This is a genomic window from Clostridium sp. (genome assembly GCF_047777555.1).
In the GTDB taxonomy this organism is placed as follows: Bacteria; Bacillota; Clostridia; order Clostridiales; family Clostridiaceae; genus Clostridium_H.
This window is the reverse complement of the sequence record NZ_JBKEEV010000001.1, coordinates 199,279-217,404: the sequence shown is the minus strand read 5'-3', so window position 1 is coordinate 217,404 and position 18,126 is coordinate 199,279. Positions and strand designations below refer to the sequence as shown.

Genomic DNA, 18,126 nt, shown 5'->3' with positions numbered 1-18,126 from the left:
ATATAAGGTAATTTCTCATTTTAAAATACAATATAAAATTAGCACATAGTGCTAATTTTATATTGTATTTATTTAATATTATTTATCGTAGACAAATTACTTATAAAGTATTTTATCTATCTCGATGTCCTTGTATTTTTATCTATCATCTTATTTGATTTTAGTAAATAAAATCCCAAGATACCATTTATAAAACCTAAGCCATAGCTTATATGTAATATTGGGAAAATCAAAGGTAAATACTTTAACAGCTTAACATCCTCTTTTCCTAATTTGAAAGAACAAAATAAATCGCAGGCTAAATATAATCCTAATTGTATAAGCCATAATATTAATATAGGCTTAAAAAATATACCAAGTATAATACCAAATATATTAGCAAGAACAAATGCCATAGGTACTAAATGCCTTATAGACGCAGTTTTACCATGTTTTTGCATAACTCTTACTTTCCAAAAACCATATTGATAGTATTGTCTCCATAGCTTTCTTAAGGAACCTCTACTATAATAAGTAGATTTTATTTTAGGAGAAAGTAATATCTTATATCCTCCTTTAATAACCCTATAATTTAATTCATCATCTTGATTTCTAACAAGTTCTTCATCAAAATAGCCTACTGAATCTAGAACATCCCTTTTATAAGCACCAAAAGCAACAGTGTCAACAAACATTTCTTCTTTAGCAAATCTAAAGAATGCATTTCCTACTCCAAAAGGTGAGCTCATTGCAAGGGCTATAGCTTTGCCAGTATCATTTTTACTGATAGTAGTAATCGGTCCACCTACACAGCCTGCTTCCTCATTTTCTAGAGCTTTTACATTATTTTCTATAAATTCTTTATCCGGACAAGCATGAGCTCCAAATATTATTATTACATCTGCCTTACTGCTTCTTATCCCTACATTCATACCTTTAGGTGCTGATAATCCTTTATTATCCAAAAGTTTTATATTATTATACTTTCTATTATAACTTTTTACTATGTCTCGAGTTTTATCAGTAGACAATCCATCGCATACGAGAACTTCAAAATACTCCTTTGGATAAGTTTGGTTTATAAAACCATCTAAACATTCACCAATATATTCTTCCTCATTTCTACAAGGAATTATAACAGAAACAGTCCTTTTTATATCGTTAGTACTCATTTTTTACCTTCCATCTTAATAATTTTATCTTAAATTTTTTTCTATTTCTTTATAAGTTGATATTAAATTCTCTTTTATTATATTCCAATTGTATTGTTTTTCAACCTGAGAATATCCTCTTTCGCCCATTTTTTTTGCCATTTCAATATTATTACCAAGCTTTATTATAGATTCAGCTATAGACTTTGGATCATCTGCTTTTGCAAGCACTCCGCATTGTGCCTTTTCAACAATATTTCTTATCATTGGATAATCTGCACCTATAACTGCAGTTTTGCTCATCATATATTCAAATAATTTTATAGGTTCTGCATTTACATATCTCCAATTATTAGGTTGAAGTAGCACAAAACCAGCTAGGGCTTTCTCTAAGTGCTTAAATACTTCTGTATGAGGAATTTTTCCTGTAAAGACTATATCCTTTTTACTTAAATTTGAATCTACATAATCTTTAATCTGTTTTTCGAAACTTTCCTCAGAAAAACCACCGATGAATACATATTTGTAATCCTCATTTATTAGATTTATTGCCTTTAAAATTTCTAATATTCCTCTATCTTTAGTAAGTCCACCTACATAAACAAACATAGGTTTCATATCATATTGTTTATGCACTTCTACTTTGTCTAGCACAGGATAATTAGGTAACAAAACTACATTATTATTATATTCTTTAAATTTACTTACTAATAAATCATTTACGGTTATTATGTAATCTGCTTGTTTTGCTAATCTCTTCTCATATAAATATACTGACTTTGTTACTAAACTCTTACCATATTTAAAATGTTCTGCAAATGCTTCTGGATGATATTCATGTGAATCATAAATCACTTTACAATTTAATGCTTTTTTTAGTTTAATACCAACTTGAAGAGAGTCTGGCTCATGAGCGTGATAGAGATCTGCATTTATACTCTTTGCTATAGAATACATATCATCCATCACTCGAAGCCTGTCTATTTGAGACTTTCTCTTTTTAAAACACTTTACCTTTATTCCTTCTTTAGTGATAAAGTCTTCTTCTCCTGGAGCTACCATATAGATTTCATTATATATCTTTTTTAGAGATAATATTTCTTTATAATATATCCTGCTGTCATAAACGTCATGTCCAGAAGTTATAATACATACTTTCATTAGTTTCACCTCTAAATATATACTTTTATATGTTAGGTTTTTTTAAATTTTCTTTGTTGTTTACTGCTTTAATAAATACGTAGGACATAATTATTGAAAAAGCCAACCCATGGTTTGATAAAGTAGTAAGCAATGCAGAATTAGTCAAAACAAACACTGCACTAAATGAAATTAAAATTATATATTCTTTATATTTTTTATTTAAGCTAAAGTATTCTATAAATAGGAATACTAAAGATAAAATTATAGAAAATACTAATATTCCTAAAAGGCCAAAATTAGCATAAGCATTTGCGATATAGTTTGCATTAGAAGACATATCTGGTAGTCTATATATATATCTAGATATTATAAATGATGGATCTAATTTATAAGGATCCTCAAAGAATACTCTAAATATACTATTAGCTAACTTAATTTTAGGATTTATACTAAAAAAATCATAATATGCATTACTAGTAGATGCAGGCACAAAGAATGTTCTTCTTATTACAATTGCCATTATAAATTTATTATTTATAATCAATGATGTGGCGATTACAAAATTCAAGAAAGTTGTAAAAAAATACATAAACTTATTTTTAAACAAAATAAATATAAATATAGTTAATGCTAATCCAAATAAATGACTTTTATTTCCTCCAATAGTGAATAGAAGGACTTGTATTATCACAGGAACTGCTATAAAAAAGTACTTTTTATGCTTTACGCACCATGCTATGCATGATGGTATTATAACTAGGGCTGACCATGAAATAATATAACTCATTTTTGCAGGAACCTTTGCTCTTGCTGCAAGTCTTATAGAATAAACTTCTTTCATGTGAAACAGATAATAAATTGAATTTCCATATAGTTTATATGCTAGTATATCCGCAATTATAAACAATCCAATAATGCCCAAAAATATTATATTGAAAAGTTTACTTGAGTTAAATATAGTATAAAACTTACTGTTTTTTATCTTTAAAAAATTAATCTTAGAGGAAACATACTCAAAACTTTTATGTTTTTTATGTACAAAAACATAGTAAAAAAGGTTTAATATTAAAAAGGATATAAATTGCATATAAAAATATGCTCTTGACGAATTTGACATCCAATAAAAAACTCCCATTGGAAGAAATACAAATATATGCAATACATAGCTAAAAGTTAAATATATACTCTCATTTATATCATAAATAACATAAAAAGAAGTGACTATCCCTATCAAAACTATACTTTCTATCAATTTTACTCCATTTGGGTGAAGTGGAAACCCAGTCTTATTGCTGAAGTTTTGTATAAAGTAAAAAAAATAGTAATAAGAATAGCTTAAGAGTGCAAATAATACTGATATATTTATAAAATATTTTTTTTTCATAAATACTATTTTCCTTCCTAAATTTAATTATCATTTCCCCAATATAGTAGTTCTTTAGATTTTAGATTCATACCTTTTATAGGGTTTAAATCCTTTATTTTATTGCGTGAAACATCTAAAAAAGTAAGTTTTTTAAGTTGACTTAGAACTTCTATATTTTCTATATGGTTACTATATAAATCTAGTTCCTGGAGATTTTTGAGACTACCTAATGGAGTTACATCTTTAATTCTATTTTTAGCTAAATCGATTTTCTTTAATTTTGACAGATTGCTTAAAGCACTTATATCTTCTATATTATTATTAAATAAGTTTATCTCCTCTAGCTTCTTCAGATTCCTAAGATTATCAATATTGCTTATTTTATTGTATGATAAATTTATCTTTTTTAAATTGACACAATACTGTATGCCTTCTAAATCTTCGATATTATTATGATTTAAATCCATTGAGGTTATCTTTTTTAGGTCTTTATCTAATATGTCTCTATCAAATACACCTAGAATACTCCTGATTTTATATTCAAAATTATCATCTTTAAATTTAACTGGTTTAGAGATTTCTTCTTCTGCAGAATCAATTTGTTCTTCTAATACATTATTGACATTCACATTTTTAACCAACAAATATGGCTTAGGAGATGATAAGATTATAGCTGTTCTTACTGTAAATACTGATATAAAGATTATTAAAAAAATGTTGTAAGCTTTTTTATATTTTCCGTTTTGAATATTAGCTATCAACTCGTCTATTATATGGCTCATATCAATTTTCTCTCCTAACTTAATTTTCTTTTAATTCTATTTACTAATCCGCGTTTTAAAACTTCATATTCTTCTACCTTAAATATATTTAACAGTATAGCATAAACTATAACTCCTAAGGCAACTGAAATCGATAATGCTAAAAGATCACCCCTAAAGCCTGCGAAATTATTTATGAAATACTCATTGGTAAAGTACACCACTATACCCATTAAAATAGATGCTAATGTTATTTTTAAAGTTGATATTTTCAAACTTCTTCCTTCAATATTTCCTATTCTTTTCTTTAAATTAAGAATTAACAAAACTGTACAAACTACTATAGAGCTTGTAGTAGCCAAAGTGAGTCCTTTTATTCCTAAATACTTTGTTAAAAATATGTTTAGAATTATATTAACTCCAACCCCAATTGCAGTATTTCGCATAGGTGTTTTTGTATCTTGCATAGAATAAAAAGCTCTATTATAGATATCTCTTATACCCAAAACACCTATCCCAATAGACAAAAATAAGAGTGCATCTGATGTCATATATACTGATTTATCATCAAAAACTCCATGTTTAAGCAAAACACTAATAACAGTAGTTCTTAATATCATAATTCCAACTGTAGATGGAATCATAATCATATTAATATTAGTTATTGATTTGCTCATATATTTTTTAAATTGAGTAAAATCATTCTTGTCAATGCTTTTAGATAAGGTTGGATACATTACCGTAACTATTGCAGCTGCAAATATATTATATACAATGGAATTAATTCTGTTAGCATATTGAAGCGCGGAAATACTGCCATCTGGAAGTCCTGATGCCATAACACGGTCTACAAAGGTATTAATTTGATTAATTCCCACTCCCATTATAACAGGTAAAATTAACATTAGCATTTCTTTTAATCTTGGATCCTTAAAATTAATTTTAAAACTATATTTATATCCATGTTTAATCAACCAAGGTATCTGTATTAAAATCTGTCCTCCATATCCTATAATGGTAACAATAGTCAACCCCATTATTGTATGATTTTTTCCTATAAGTAAATATATTATTATAGGTAAATCCATGGCAATTCCGACTGCAGATGGTGCAGCAAAATCATCTAAGGTTTGAAGTACTGCCATATATCCGCTATTTAAAGACATAAATAATATATTGATTATGCTTAATCTAGTTAATTTTACTGTAAGACTAAATTTTGATCCATCAAACTTAGGTGCAATGAATCTTACTAAATCCCCGGTAAATGTCCATCCTAACAGACATAAAACAATAGATATTAGCATAATTATATTGATAACTGAATTTGCAAAGCTGAACATATCCTTTTTTCCATTTTTTTCTAACCCTTCACTTAAAAAAGGTATGAATGTAGTTGAAATTGCCATACCAAATAATCCAAACAGTATAGTAGGTATAATTAACGCTGTCATATACGCATCTGACTCAATATTAGCGCCAAAAGCACTAGCAGTCATTGTATCTCTTAAAAAGCCTAATATTTTACTGATTATAGTTATAAACATAATTTGACCTGCTGCTCTAGCAAGCTTTACTTTACTCATGTATTCCTCCTAATTGTATCATTCACACTATAGATTTTAAGTGTTTATAATTTTATATATTGCTCTGACCTATAGGTATTGCTTATTATATGTAGATTAACTTTGTAAAAAGTAATTATTTATATTAGAAATCTTCTTGCCAATGTCATTTGTGTTTAATTCACTATTTTCGATATTAAAGAAGTCTTTTTTAAACTTATTAAATAAAATGCCACATTTTTCATTTTTTAAATAATTAATTAGTTCCAATGGTGTATTTACAAACTTAACTCCATACTTTTTTAAGACATTAACATGCTCCCAACCTGGAAACATAACAACTATAGTATCTATATTGCAGCAAATAGCCTCATAATGACATGTTGAAAAACTTGATAAATGAATTTCACTAAGTTTTAAGCATTCATATACATTTTTATCTGTAGCAAATTCAACTCTGCTATTATTTAATAAATTGCTATAATAATCTTTATACTGATTTATCTCATTTGGATGAAGCTTGACTAAAATCCTTGCATTTTTATCTTCTTCTAATAAATCCTTTATAAACCTTCTCCAGTATCTATAATTAACACTTCCTTGTGTAGTAATTAGATACTTATATTTCTTATTTATGCTGGTATTTTGAACCTCTATACTTTTTTCATTTAAATATGGATAACCATATTCTATTAGTTTTATTTTTAAATTAGAATTCATATCTTCCAATAGCCTTCTTGAATAGCTTCCGTATACGCATATATAGTCAGGTATAGGGTCCTTTTGTGGAGTTGCATCATTGAATAGATAACCTAAATGCTTATTACTTATAACTCCATGTTGAAATTCTACAACCTTTATACCTATACTTTTAGCTCCATATATAAAAGGCAAATGCAAATTACTATAAGCACATTCTACATATAACACTTTTGGCTTTATTTTTTCTAATACCGAATAGGCATATTTATAGCTCTTAATTAATGCAGCTGTATTTCTTAAAACTGTTTCTGTTATATTTACATGTAACTTATACTTTTCAAGAATATATTTCTCTACCTCATGAAAAAATTCTCTAATATACTGTATTTCTTCTTTTCTAAGGACAATATTATAGTAACTTTTATATAGGTATATATTTAAACAATAGTTAGTTAAATTATAGCATTTTTCAGTATAGAAATTCTTTGTGAACTGTTTACCACTAAAGGTATTTAATATAGAATAACTCGTTCCTTTTAAGTACTTTCCTATATAGTCAAATATAATATCGAATTCTTTACCGTCTTCAATTTCTCTTCTCATATTATTATTTGACAAGCATAAAATATCTGTCTCTTCATAATCATTAGTTCCCCATCTTAAACTCTTTATATATAGCAAAATCTTTTTGAGGTTATTCTTAATATTTGCTTTAATTTGCCTTTCACCCTTTTTAATTTTCTTAGAACCGTTCACAGAAGAATTTATAGAAGAACTTATTCTATAGTTAACCTCTTGCCTACAGAAATACCAAATTTTCAAGTCCCTAACTTTTATATTAAATAAGTTAAATTTCTTTTCTAAATCTAACATTATGTTTATTGGATCTTCTATTTTCAAAACTAATACTCCTTTTATCATAAAAGTATAAAATTATAATCTCATATTGCCTAATTCTAATTATACACTAAAGCTTAATATTAACTTATAACAGTTCTTTGACTATAAATTCTTTATTATAGAACATATATAATCTATATTTTCTTTAGTAAGTGACACAGAGCTTGGTAGATTTAATCCCTTAGCTGCTACTTCTTCTGTCACACTCATATCTCCATGTTTACAATCTTTATATGGAGGCATTTTATGTACAGCCATAAAGAATGGTCTAGACTCTACTCCTTTTTCTTTAAGCACATTTATGAGTTCATCTCTTGTTATTCCATAATCATCCTCAACTAATATAGAATATAACCAATAGGAATTTTCCGCCCATTCTTTTTCCGTTGGAAGGGTTATTCCTTTTACATCTTTTAGAAGTTCATTATAATATTTTGCATTTTCTCTTTTTATTTTTAAAAATTCTTCTACCTTCTCAAGTTGTGCAACTCCAAATGCTGCTAAAAGATTAGGCATTCTAAAATTATATCCTATCTCTGGATGGTAAAATCCCTTATTCTCTAGAATAATCTTAGTCTGAGTTGATAAAAATTTAGCTCTTTCTCCAAATTTTTTATCGTTAGTTACAAGCATTCCGCCAGCTCCAGTTGTTATAAGTTTATTCCCATTAAAACTAAAAGCTCCTATATGTCCAATGGTTCCTGACATTTTTCCATTATACTTAGAACCTAAAGCTTCAGTTGCATCTTCTATAACATATAGATTATACTTTTTTGCTATATCCATTATTTTATCCATATCTACAGGATGACCATAAATGTGTACAGGCATTATAGCCTTAGTTTTTGGAGTTATTAGTTCCTCTACTTTATCTGCATCCATAACAAAAGTATCTCTGCACACATCACAGAATACAGGTTCTGCTCCTACATATTTTATGGTATTCACAGGAGATATAAAAGTCATGGAAGGTACAATAACTTCATCTCCGGGTCCAATTCCTAAAGTTATAAGTGCTAATTGAATTGCTGCTGTACCATTCATTGTTACAACCGCTGAATTTGCCTTAACATATTCAGCAAATTTTTTTTCAAATAAATCTACATAGCTTCCAACAGAAGAAACCCAGTTTGTATCTATACATTCCTTAACATAATTCCACTCGTTTCCACCCATTTGGGGTATACATAAAGGTATCATAAAACTCACTCCCATTAGATTTTCTAAAGTAATAGAAATATTTTACGTAGTAAAATATTTCAAAGTGGAGGCGCTAAAGGCACAGTGCAGCAGTGGAGAGTGGAGGCGCCAAGGCACTAAGTTTAGTCGCTGCGCTTAGTTTAGAAAAGATCTAAGCTCTAAACTTTCTAAACTAAGCGCAGCGGCTAAACTTCCTACACTCTCCACTTTCTAAACTGCTTTTCTCTCCACTGGCGCTTCCACTTCTCCACTTAATAAAAATGCTGCGCATTTTTATTATATTACACATTATAAATATCTGTTTTAAAGTACTGCATATTATTTTTAATCCATTCAATTGTTTCCTTTAGTCCCTCATCAAGAGTATACCTAGGTACCCAGTTCGTCAACTGCTTAATTTTCGTATTATCAGCCCATAATCTATTAACTTCGCTCTTTTCTGGCCTTATTCTTTCTTCATCACAGACTATTTTAACATCTGCCCCTATAATATCTATTATTTTTTGGACTGTGTCTCCTATACTTATTTCATAATTTGAACCTGCATTTATAACTTCTCCTATAGTTTTATCGCTTTCTGCAACCTTTATAAAAGCTTCAGCTGTATCTTTGACATAGTTAAAATCTCTTGTTGGAGTTAAACTGCCTAATTTGATTTCTTTTTTCCCAGCAAGCACTTGAGAAATTATTGTTGGAATTACTGCTCTTGCAGATTGTCTAGGTCCATAAGTATTAAAAGGTCTTAATGTTACAATTGGTAAATTAAAAGATCTATAAAAACTTTCTGCCATCTTATCAGCACCTATTTTTGACGCAGAATAAGGTGATTGACCCTGCATTGGATGTTTTTCATCTATTGGAACATAAAGAGCAGTTCCATAAGTTTCACTAGTAGAAGTATGTACTATTCTTTCAATATTATCTTCTTCTCTACAAGCTTCTAATATATTTGTAGTTCCCTCTACATTAGTTCTTACATATGCCATTGGAGATAAGTATGAATAAGGTATTGCTATTAAAGCAGCTAAGTGCATTACAACTTGTTGCCCTTTAACCATTCTCTTAACATTGTCATATTCCCTTATATCTCCTGTTATAACATTTATACTATCCTTAACATTTTTATCAAAAGTATCAATCCATCCCCAATTATTAAAAGAATTATACTGTACAAGAGCTGTAACATTAGCACCTAACTCTACTAATCTTTCAGTTAAATGGCTTCCTATAAATCCTTCTGCTCCTGTGACCAAAACTTTTTTTCCTTTCCAAGCCATGCTTTTACACTCCTTATGTTAACTTAGTCTTATAGTATATTTAGAAAAATTTCTTTATATCTTCGTTTGCTTTTTTAAAGTCATCTATTTGTCCTATATCTGACCAATATTCCGTAATCTTATAAATCCCTGCTCTTCCATTGTTTTGTATAACATCTTCTATAAGATCTGTCATATTATACATTTGATTTTCTGGAATATATTTAGTAACACTTTCACTTAGTACATAAACTCCGCTATTTATATGGAAACTATATGTAGGCTTCTCCTCCAAAGAAGTTATAAGATTTTCTTTTATAACCATAACTCCATAAGGTACCTTTATCTCGTAGTTCCTTGCACCTACAGTAATATCAAAATTATTGGTTACGTGATGACTTAAAAGAGCATCAAAATCTATACTTGTAAGTATATCACCATTTATCACAATAAAAGGCTTAGTTAATTTATCCTTAGCAAGGGCAATAGAACCTGCAGTACCTAGTTTCTTGGTTTCTTTTACATATTCAATTTTCACATCAAACTCTTTTCCATCTCCAAAATAATCTTCTATGATGTTGCCCTTATAATTTAAGGAAATAATGAACTTCCTATATCCATACTCTTTAAATTGCTCTATTATATTTTCTAATATAGGTTTTTCTCCTAACTTTAGCATTGGCTTAGGCATATTTTCTGTAAGCGGTCTTAATCTAGTTCCAAGCCCACCAGCAAGAATAAATACATAATTATCTTTTTCATCGTAAGATAATATATCATCTAAAAAGTATAAATCTATAATTCGTCCATAATCATCTAAAACAGGCACCTGTCTTATTTTGTATTTTAACATCATTTCCTTTACTTTTTTCTTACTTACAAATTTATTAACATATTTATAATTTTCACTATATATTCCATAAATGCTATCATTTAAATTATAACCTTTTAGCAGAGCCCTTCTTATGTTTCCATCTGTTACGACTCCTTTGACTTTGGTATTTTCATCAACAACAAAGGCTCCACCTATTAAATTTCTGTCTATGGTTTGCATTGTCTCTTTAATAGTTTCATTTTCACTTATACAGTATTTATCTAATGAAAACTTCATCAAATCACCTACGTTTTATTATTTCTCCAGGAACTCCTACTACCGTTACATTGCTTTCTATATCATTTAAAATAACAGATCCTGCTCCTATAATTGTGTTATTTCCTATAGTTATTCCTTGAATAACTGAGCTTCCCATACCTATGTGACAATTATCTCCTATTTTAACTCCCCCTGCTATAGAGCTTCTTGGAGAAATATGAGTATTTCTTCCTATTATACAATCATGTTCTATTACACTTGATGTATTTATTATGCAATTTTCACCAATAACTGATCCTGGATTTACAACTGCTCCTGCCATAACACAGGTTCCATCTTTAATCTCTGCATATGGTGATACTATTGCTTTATTATGTATTAGTTTAGGAATATTAAATCCAATATTTTTTAATTTAAAATAAATTTTATCTCTAATGTCTATATTATTTAATGCTCCTATACATACAAAAGCATTTTTTACTCCGCTATCATATAGACTTTCTAATATACTGTCATCTCCTATAACAGGTATATCTAGAATTTTTTTCTCTGCCCCTCCTTTGTCCGTAACCCCTACAATTTCATATTTTTTCATGCTATTTAATATATCTATTATAACTCTGCAGTGACCTCCGCCGCCTATAAGTACAATCCTTTCCACTAAAACACCTTCTTTTAGTAGGTTATTCTCTTTTGAATAAGTTCTCTATTAATTTCTACTTTACTTAGAACATTGGCTATTCTTTCTCCTGCTCTTCCATCTCCGTATGGATTAATGCATTTTTTCAGCTTTTCTCTGTATTCCTCATCATATAATGCTATTTTAATACCTTTAAGTATTTCTTTCTTTTCATATCCTACATCTATTACATTTACAGCTCTAAGCCTACCTTCCTGTCTAGTACCTATATTTATAACAGGCAGTTTAAAGCTAGGAGCTTCTATTATACCTGAAGATGAGTTTCCGATCATAGCATCTGCCTCATTTAAAAGGCTCAGATATTCAACCTGACTTAAATTTTTAAACACCTTAAGGAAATCATACTTATTTCTATACTCTTCTATAACTTTAATTATTTCTCTTCCTCCATTATCGCTATTAGGATAAGAAATAACTGTTTGAACTCCTGTTTGTACAACAGCTTCTAAAGTCTGACGTACCTGCCACTCTACTAAGTCTCTCTCTGTAGTTACTGGATGCTGAGTCATTATGAAAATTTTATCATCTTTTAGATTAAATCTATTTAATACTTCTTCTCTAGACAAATACTTAGTATTTTTTATATAGTCAATTCCGGGTGCCCCTACTACATAAATGTTTTCTTCTCTTTCACCCATTTTTGCTATTCTTTCTTTACTGTCCTCTGTAGCTGGGAAATGTATGTGGGAAAGCTTAGTTATAGCATGTCTTATTGATTCATCTACAGTTCCAGTAACCTCTCCACCATGAATATGAGCCACTGGAATATTCATATGTATAGCTGCAAGAGCACCTGCTATCATCTCTCCTCTGTCTCCTAAAACTACCAATATGTCTGGTTTTATTCTTTCTAGGCTCTGAGTTAAACTTATAAGAGTTATACCTATAGATTTTGCCATAGAAGCTCCTGTATCTGAGGCTAGTATAGTGTCTAACTTGTCTTCAATATGAAATCCATCTTTTTCAATTTCCTTCACTGTCATACCAAACTCTGGACAAAGATGCATTCCACAAACTATTAAACTCAAATCTAAATCAGGATGATTTTCTATGGCTCTAAGTACTGAATAATATATTCCATAGTCTGCTCTAGTTCCTGTAATTACAGCAATTTTTCTTTTCAAAACTATTCAATCCTTCCACTAATCTTCTACTAAGGTTAAATTTATCTGTTCGTCTCTTTTTATATCTACCCTTGCTCGTTTTCCTAGAAGTTCTTTATAGTATTTTGGAGATAGACCGGTACCAGGTCTTTTATAATCCAAATCCTTAATGTCTATTATTTGTCCTCTTCTTATGTCTCTTGATGCTACTATACTTTTTCTAGCTGCCTTCATAGTATCCATTTCACTTTTAGTAAACATCTTTATTCCAGTACCCATAGAGATTTCAACTTTTCTAACTTCTTCTACCATTTTTTTTAGATCCAAAGGATCTAATGAAGCCTTATGATCTGGTCCTTCCATGTTCTTATCTAATGTAAAATGCTTTTCTATTATATCGGCTCCTAGAGCTGCAGCAGCTATGGGAATAGTTATACCATTGGTATGATCAGAATATCCTCCTACTACTTTAAAAGTATTTTTAATAGTATTCATGGCTTTTAAGTTTACTGAGTCTAAAGCTGCAGGATAATTAGATGTACAGTGAAGTACAGCTATATCTTCTAATCCTAAATTTCTTAAGGCCATAACAGCGTCTTCAATTTCTCCTAAAACTGCCATTCCAGAGGATAATATAATAGGCTTATTAAACTTAGCTATGTGTTCTAGCATAGGTATATTAGTCAAATCTCCAGAGCTTATCTTAAATGCTTCCATTCCTATAGAATTTAAAAAATCAGCGCTTTCAAAATCAAATGGAGTTGACATGAATATTATACCTTTCATGTCACAATACTCTTTTAGGTCAGCAAATTCATCATAAGATAATTCAAGCTTTTTTAGCATACTAAACTGACTGTCTTCTATTCCCATATTGTCCTTTTGATATCTTGCCATTGCTGCATATTTTGTAACTAATTTTTCACTTTTAAAAGTCTGAAATTTTATAGCATCTACACCTGCTTCAATAGCTTTATCCACCATTTTTTTCGCAAGATTTATATCTCCATTATGATTTACTCCGCCCTCTGCAATTATAAAGCAAGGTTTGCCACTACCTAAGACTTTTCCTTTTATCTTAATCATCCATATTCTCCTCTAATATATATTCTGCTATTTTTACATCCAATATATTATCAATATCCACAGACTTACATTTTTCCATAATATAAGGTATAGTGTGTTCATCTACAAAAGTTCTATCTTCTAATAACATATCTACTGTATTTATATATATAGCTCCATTAAATATATAAAACTGAGGAAGATCCTGCCTCCTTAGATTGTCTCCACCAAATTCTAAGATAGGCTTAAGTTTTCCACCTTCAATGGTCCTCATTAAAATTGGATTTTCATCTACCTTACAAAGGCTTACTAATGATCTTCCTTTCTTTTCTATTATGGTTTTTATAGCAGAATCAACATCCTTCTCTGTCCTAAGAGGGGATGTTGGTTGAAGAAGTATCACATAATCAAAAGTCTCATCATTATCTCTAAGATAATTTATAGCGTGAACAACTACATCTATAGATTTAGACTTATCATCAGATATTTCTTTTGGCCTTAAAAATGGAGCTTTTGCTCCATATTTTAAGGAAACCTCTTTTATTTCTCTATCATCTGTTGATACTAGTATATAATCTATATATTTTGATTTTTTCGCTGCTTCTATAGAATGTGCTATAAGCGGCTTTCCACAAAAGTTTATTATATTTTTATGTGGTATGCCCTTAGAACCACCTCTTGCAGGAATTACACCTAAAATCCGCTTATCTTTATACATGCTTATCAATACACCTCTTATTTTAGTAACCAGTATCAGATTATTTTTTAAAACTTGGTTTAAAGTATAAAGTTTTAAATTAAAAAAAGTGATAATCTTTCTGAGTTATTGATTTTTTAAAAGCTGATCTTCTGGAACGCTTCTAAATATTTTCGCTGGATTTCCTGCAACTATTACAGCTTTTTCTACATCTTTTGTTACAACGCTGCCTGCTGCTGCAAAGCCATCTTCATTTATGGTTTTTCCAGGAAGAACTACCACTCCTGCTCCTAGTCTGCCACCTTTTTTTATAGTCACACCTTTAAACTTGCCAAAACGTTCTTTAGAACGAGCAGCATAATTATCATTAGAAGTTACAACACATGGAGCAATGAATACATTATCCTCCACATTAGAGTAAGCTGTAAGATATACATTAGTTTGAATCTTACAATTAGATCCTACTTTACAGAAGTTTTCAATAGTAGCTCCTCTTCCAATTATAGTTGCACTTCCTATAGTTACATCCTCTCTTATAGTAGCTAAATCTGCAATAAGGGTTTTTTCTCCAATCTCACATCCACAATATATAATTGCTCCTGCCCCTATTAAGCATTCATTAGCTATGCTGCAAGGTTTATATTCTTTATCATCTTTAAATATGCTGTTTACAGATCTCATAGGAGTTTTTCCAATTACGCTGTTGTCGTCTATTCTTACATTGCTTCCAATTATGCTTCCTTCATGTATGACTACATTATGACCTATTATGCAGTTATCTCCTATTTGTACATTATCTTCTATAACTGCAAAGCATCCAATCTTTACATTACTTCCTAACTTCGCACTATCAGAAATATAATTCATAAGTTTATCCTCTCTTGTACTTATTTGATTAAGCTTTGACAAAGTAAATTCAAATATTTAATTTACACAATGTATTTATTTTTTTAAATAATATTTTTCCATATCTAAAGTTGAAAAATCATCCATAGGGAACTTCACTGGCATTCCTGTTAATCTTGACTTATATGCTGCAAGAATTATTGACATTGCCTTTTTACCTTCTTCTCCATTTATAAGCGGCTCACTATTACTATTTATAGCATCTATAATATTTTTAAATAAAGGAGTATGTCCTTTACCGTATACTGAATCTGGATCTTCTTCTTGAGCTTTTAATATCTCATCTTCATTATCCTTATTGTCTGCAAATCTCCAAGTCTCAATTCTATTTACAGCAAGACCTCCTATGCAAGCAGTTCCATTTTCTCCAAAAATACTTAAAGTTTCTTCTAGATTTTTAGGATATACGCAAGCAGTTCCTTCAATTATCCCTATCGCACCATTTTTGAATCTTATTAGTACTGCACCAAAATCTTCTGCTTCTATATCTCTTAAAAAAGTATCGCACTGTGCATATACAGTATCTATTTCTCCACCCATCATCCATTGAAGCAAATCTATATTATGGATACATTGATTCATTAAAGTACCACCATCTTGTCTCCAAGTACCTCTCCATGGTGCCTGTTCATAGTATCCCATATTTCTATTCCATAGTATTCTTGCAGTACCATTTACAAGTTTTCCAAATCTGTTTTCGTCTATAGCCTTTCTTAATTGTTGTATAGGCTTATTGAATCTATTTTGATGGCAGATTGATAATTTTACATTATTTTCTTTAGCAACCTTTATCATTTCGTCAGCATCTTTAATTGATAAAGCCATAGGCTTTTCAACCACTGCATGCTTTCCTTTTTTCATGCAATAAATAGCTATTTCTGGATGATATCCACTTTCTGTAGCTATTGTTACTACATCTATATCTTCTTTTTCTAACATTTCCTTGTAATCACTGTATGTATTTACTGTAAGATTTTCTCCCATCTTTTCTATATATTCATTTTTCTTATCAATGGCTTTATTTATATTTACATCACAAGTAGCCACCAAAACGGCTTCTTCTTTATTATTTACAAGTCCTTCAACGTGTTTATATGATATTCTTCCACATCCTATTATAGCAAACTTTAATTTTTTCATGCTTTATCACTCCTTAATTTTAATAAAGGATAAACCCTAAAGTCTTCATTTTAGGGTCTATCCTGTAAATTTTTATAATTTGTGTATTTTCTTTCTATTATTTTTAACTTCTTTTGAAGCATTTCTTGTATCATAGAATATTTTAGCTCTATCAACTATAGCTTGATAATCATAAGAGCTGTGGTCAGTTGTTATTATAACTATGTCTGCTTCATCAATTGCTTTCTCCCACTCTACAGATACATATTCCTTGCCATTATGCTTAAATGTTGGAACATATGGGTCGTTATACATTACTTCTGCTCCATTTTTTTCTAGATGTTCAATAACTTTTAATGCTGGAGATTCTCTCATATCGTCAATATCCTTTTTATAAGCAACTCCCATTAAAAGAACCTTAGAACCATTTAATGATTTCTTATCTTTATTTAAAAGCTTCATAGCATTTTCTACAACAAACTCAGGCATAAAATCATTGATTTCTCCAGCGGTTTCAATAAGTCTTGTATGATAATCAAATTCTCTAGCCTTGTATGTTAGATAGAAAGGATCTAGAGGTATGCAGTGTCCACCAAGACCTGGACCTGGATAAAATGCCATATATCCATATGGTTTTGTTTTTGCTGCATCTATAACTTCCCAAATATCTATACCCATTTTTTTGCATAGTATAGCCATTTCATTTACAAGTCCTATATTTATATGTCTAAAAGTATTCTCAAGTATTTTTTCCATTTCAGCTACAGCTGGTGATGAAACCTTGTGAATGTCACCTTCTAATACACTGCTGTATAGAGCTGCTGCAACTTCTGTACAGTCTGGAGTCACCCCTCCAACAACCTTTGGAGTATTCTTAGTTTTAAACTGCTTATTACCTGGATCAACTCTTTCTGGTGAGAAAGCTAAGAAGAAATCTTCTCCACATTTTAAACCTGATTCTTCTAAGATAGGTTTAACTATTTCTTCTGTAGTTCCTGGATAAGTTGTACTCTCTAAAACTACAAGCATTCCTCTATGGACATACTTTGCGACATCTTTAGTTGAATTTACAACATAAGATACATCTGGCTGTTTAAATTTATCAAGTGGAGTTGGAACAGCTATTGCTACTGCATCTACATCTTTTACAAAAGCAAAATCAGTAGTTGCCTTTAACTTACCTTCCTTTACTAGATTAGCTAGATCTTCATCTAATATATCTCCAATATAATTATGTCCTTCATTAACTAGTTGTACTTTTTTCTCCTGAACATCAAATCCTATTACATCATACCCTGCTTTAGCCTTTTCTACCGCAAGAGGTAATCCTACATATCCAAGTCCTACAACTCCTAGTTTTGCAGTTTTGTTTTTTAGTTTTAATAATAATTCTTCTTTTAATGTTGCCATTATAATTCCT

General features: G+C 29.8%; 16 protein-coding genes. All 16 read right to left on the bottom strand.

Going from position 1 to position 18,126, the window contains the following annotated elements; all coding sequences use genetic code 11:
- Positions 1-116: 116 nt before the first annotated feature.
- The 16 genes from ACFWTK_RS01015 to ACFWTK_RS00940 all read right to left on the bottom strand — a co-directional run bounded on the left by ACFWTK_RS01015 (position 117) and on the right by ACFWTK_RS00940 (position 18,116).
- Complete coding sequence (locus ACFWTK_RS01015; protein ID WP_415874299.1) at positions 117-1,151, bottom strand: glycosyltransferase family 2 protein; 1,035 nt, start codon at positions 1,149-1,151, stop codon at positions 117-119.
- Between the two features lie 24 nt (positions 1,152-1,175).
- Positions 1,176-2,291 carry a glycosyltransferase family 4 protein gene (locus ACFWTK_RS01010; protein ID WP_415874298.1) on the bottom strand — a complete coding sequence of 372 codons (1,116 nt, stop codon included), beginning with the start codon at positions 2,289-2,291 and terminating at the stop codon, positions 1,176-1,178.
- Between the two features lie 25 nt (positions 2,292-2,316).
- A complete protein-coding gene (gene wzy / locus ACFWTK_RS01005) occupies positions 2,317-3,114 on the bottom strand; it encodes an O-antigen polysaccharide polymerase Wzy (protein ID WP_415874297.1) in 798 nt (265 codons plus the stop codon).
- Between the two features lie 566 nt (positions 3,115-3,680).
- Entirely contained in the window at positions 3,681-4,421 is a 741-nt protein-coding gene (locus ACFWTK_RS01000; RefSeq protein ID WP_415874296.1) for a leucine-rich repeat domain-containing protein, read from the bottom strand.
- 14 nt (positions 4,422-4,435) lie between these two features.
- A complete protein-coding gene (murJ, locus tag ACFWTK_RS00995; RefSeq protein ID WP_415874295.1) occupies positions 4,436-5,986 on the bottom strand; it encodes a murein biosynthesis integral membrane protein MurJ in 1,551 nt (516 codons plus the stop codon).
- 96 nt (positions 5,987-6,082) lie between these two features.
- Positions 6,083-7,567: a capsule biosynthesis protein gene (locus ACFWTK_RS00990; protein WP_415874294.1), complete on the bottom strand. Its 1,485-nt coding sequence runs from the start codon at positions 7,565-7,567 to the stop codon at positions 6,083-6,085.
- A gap of 102 nt (positions 7,568-7,669) precedes the next feature.
- A complete protein-coding gene (locus ACFWTK_RS00985) occupies positions 7,670-8,767 on the bottom strand; it encodes a LegC family aminotransferase (RefSeq protein WP_415874293.1) in 1,098 nt (365 codons plus the stop codon).
- A gap of 281 nt (positions 8,768-9,048) precedes the next feature.
- A complete protein-coding gene (locus ACFWTK_RS00980) occupies positions 9,049-10,044 on the bottom strand; it encodes an NAD-dependent 4,6-dehydratase LegB (protein WP_415874292.1) in 996 nt (331 codons plus the stop codon).
- A gap of 40 nt (positions 10,045-10,084) precedes the next feature.
- Positions 10,085-11,134, bottom strand: coding sequence for a nucleotidyltransferase family protein (locus tag ACFWTK_RS00975; protein ID WP_415874291.1), 1,050 nt, complete (start codon positions 11,132-11,134; stop codon positions 10,085-10,087).
- A 4-nt stretch (positions 11,135-11,138) separates the two neighbouring features.
- A complete protein-coding gene (locus tag ACFWTK_RS00970; protein ID WP_415874290.1) occupies positions 11,139-11,777 on the bottom strand; it encodes an acetyltransferase in 639 nt (212 codons plus the stop codon).
- A 14-nt stretch (positions 11,778-11,791) separates the two neighbouring features.
- Positions 11,792-12,940, bottom strand: coding sequence for a UDP-N-acetylglucosamine 2-epimerase (gene neuC / locus ACFWTK_RS00965; RefSeq protein WP_415874289.1), 1,149 nt, complete (start codon positions 12,938-12,940; stop codon positions 11,792-11,794).
- An 18-nt stretch (positions 12,941-12,958) separates the two neighbouring features.
- Positions 12,959-14,005, bottom strand: coding sequence for an N-acetylneuraminate synthase (gene neuB, locus ACFWTK_RS00960; RefSeq protein WP_415874288.1), 1,047 nt, complete (start codon positions 14,003-14,005; stop codon positions 12,959-12,961).
- Complete coding sequence (locus ACFWTK_RS00955; RefSeq protein ID WP_415874287.1) at positions 13,998-14,702, bottom strand: acylneuraminate cytidylyltransferase family protein; 705 nt, start codon at positions 14,700-14,702, stop codon at positions 13,998-14,000. Before ACFWTK_RS00955 ends, neuB begins: the two co-directional genes overlap by 8 nt.
- 105 nt (positions 14,703-14,807) lie before the next feature.
- The gene (locus ACFWTK_RS00950) at positions 14,808-15,548 is read right to left on the bottom strand and encodes a DapH/DapD/GlmU-related protein (protein WP_415874286.1); all 741 of its coding nucleotides are present in this window, start codon (positions 15,546-15,548) and stop codon (positions 14,808-14,810) included.
- Between the two features lie 75 nt (positions 15,549-15,623).
- Positions 15,624-16,727 carry a Gfo/Idh/MocA family protein gene (locus ACFWTK_RS00945; protein ID WP_415874285.1) on the bottom strand — a complete coding sequence of 368 codons (1,104 nt, stop codon included), beginning with the start codon at positions 16,725-16,727 and terminating at the stop codon, positions 15,624-15,626.
- Between the two features lie 72 nt (positions 16,728-16,799).
- Complete coding sequence (locus ACFWTK_RS00940; protein ID WP_415874284.1) at positions 16,800-18,116, bottom strand: nucleotide sugar dehydrogenase; 1,317 nt, start codon at positions 18,114-18,116, stop codon at positions 16,800-16,802.
- Positions 18,117-18,126: the final 10 nt, after the last annotated feature.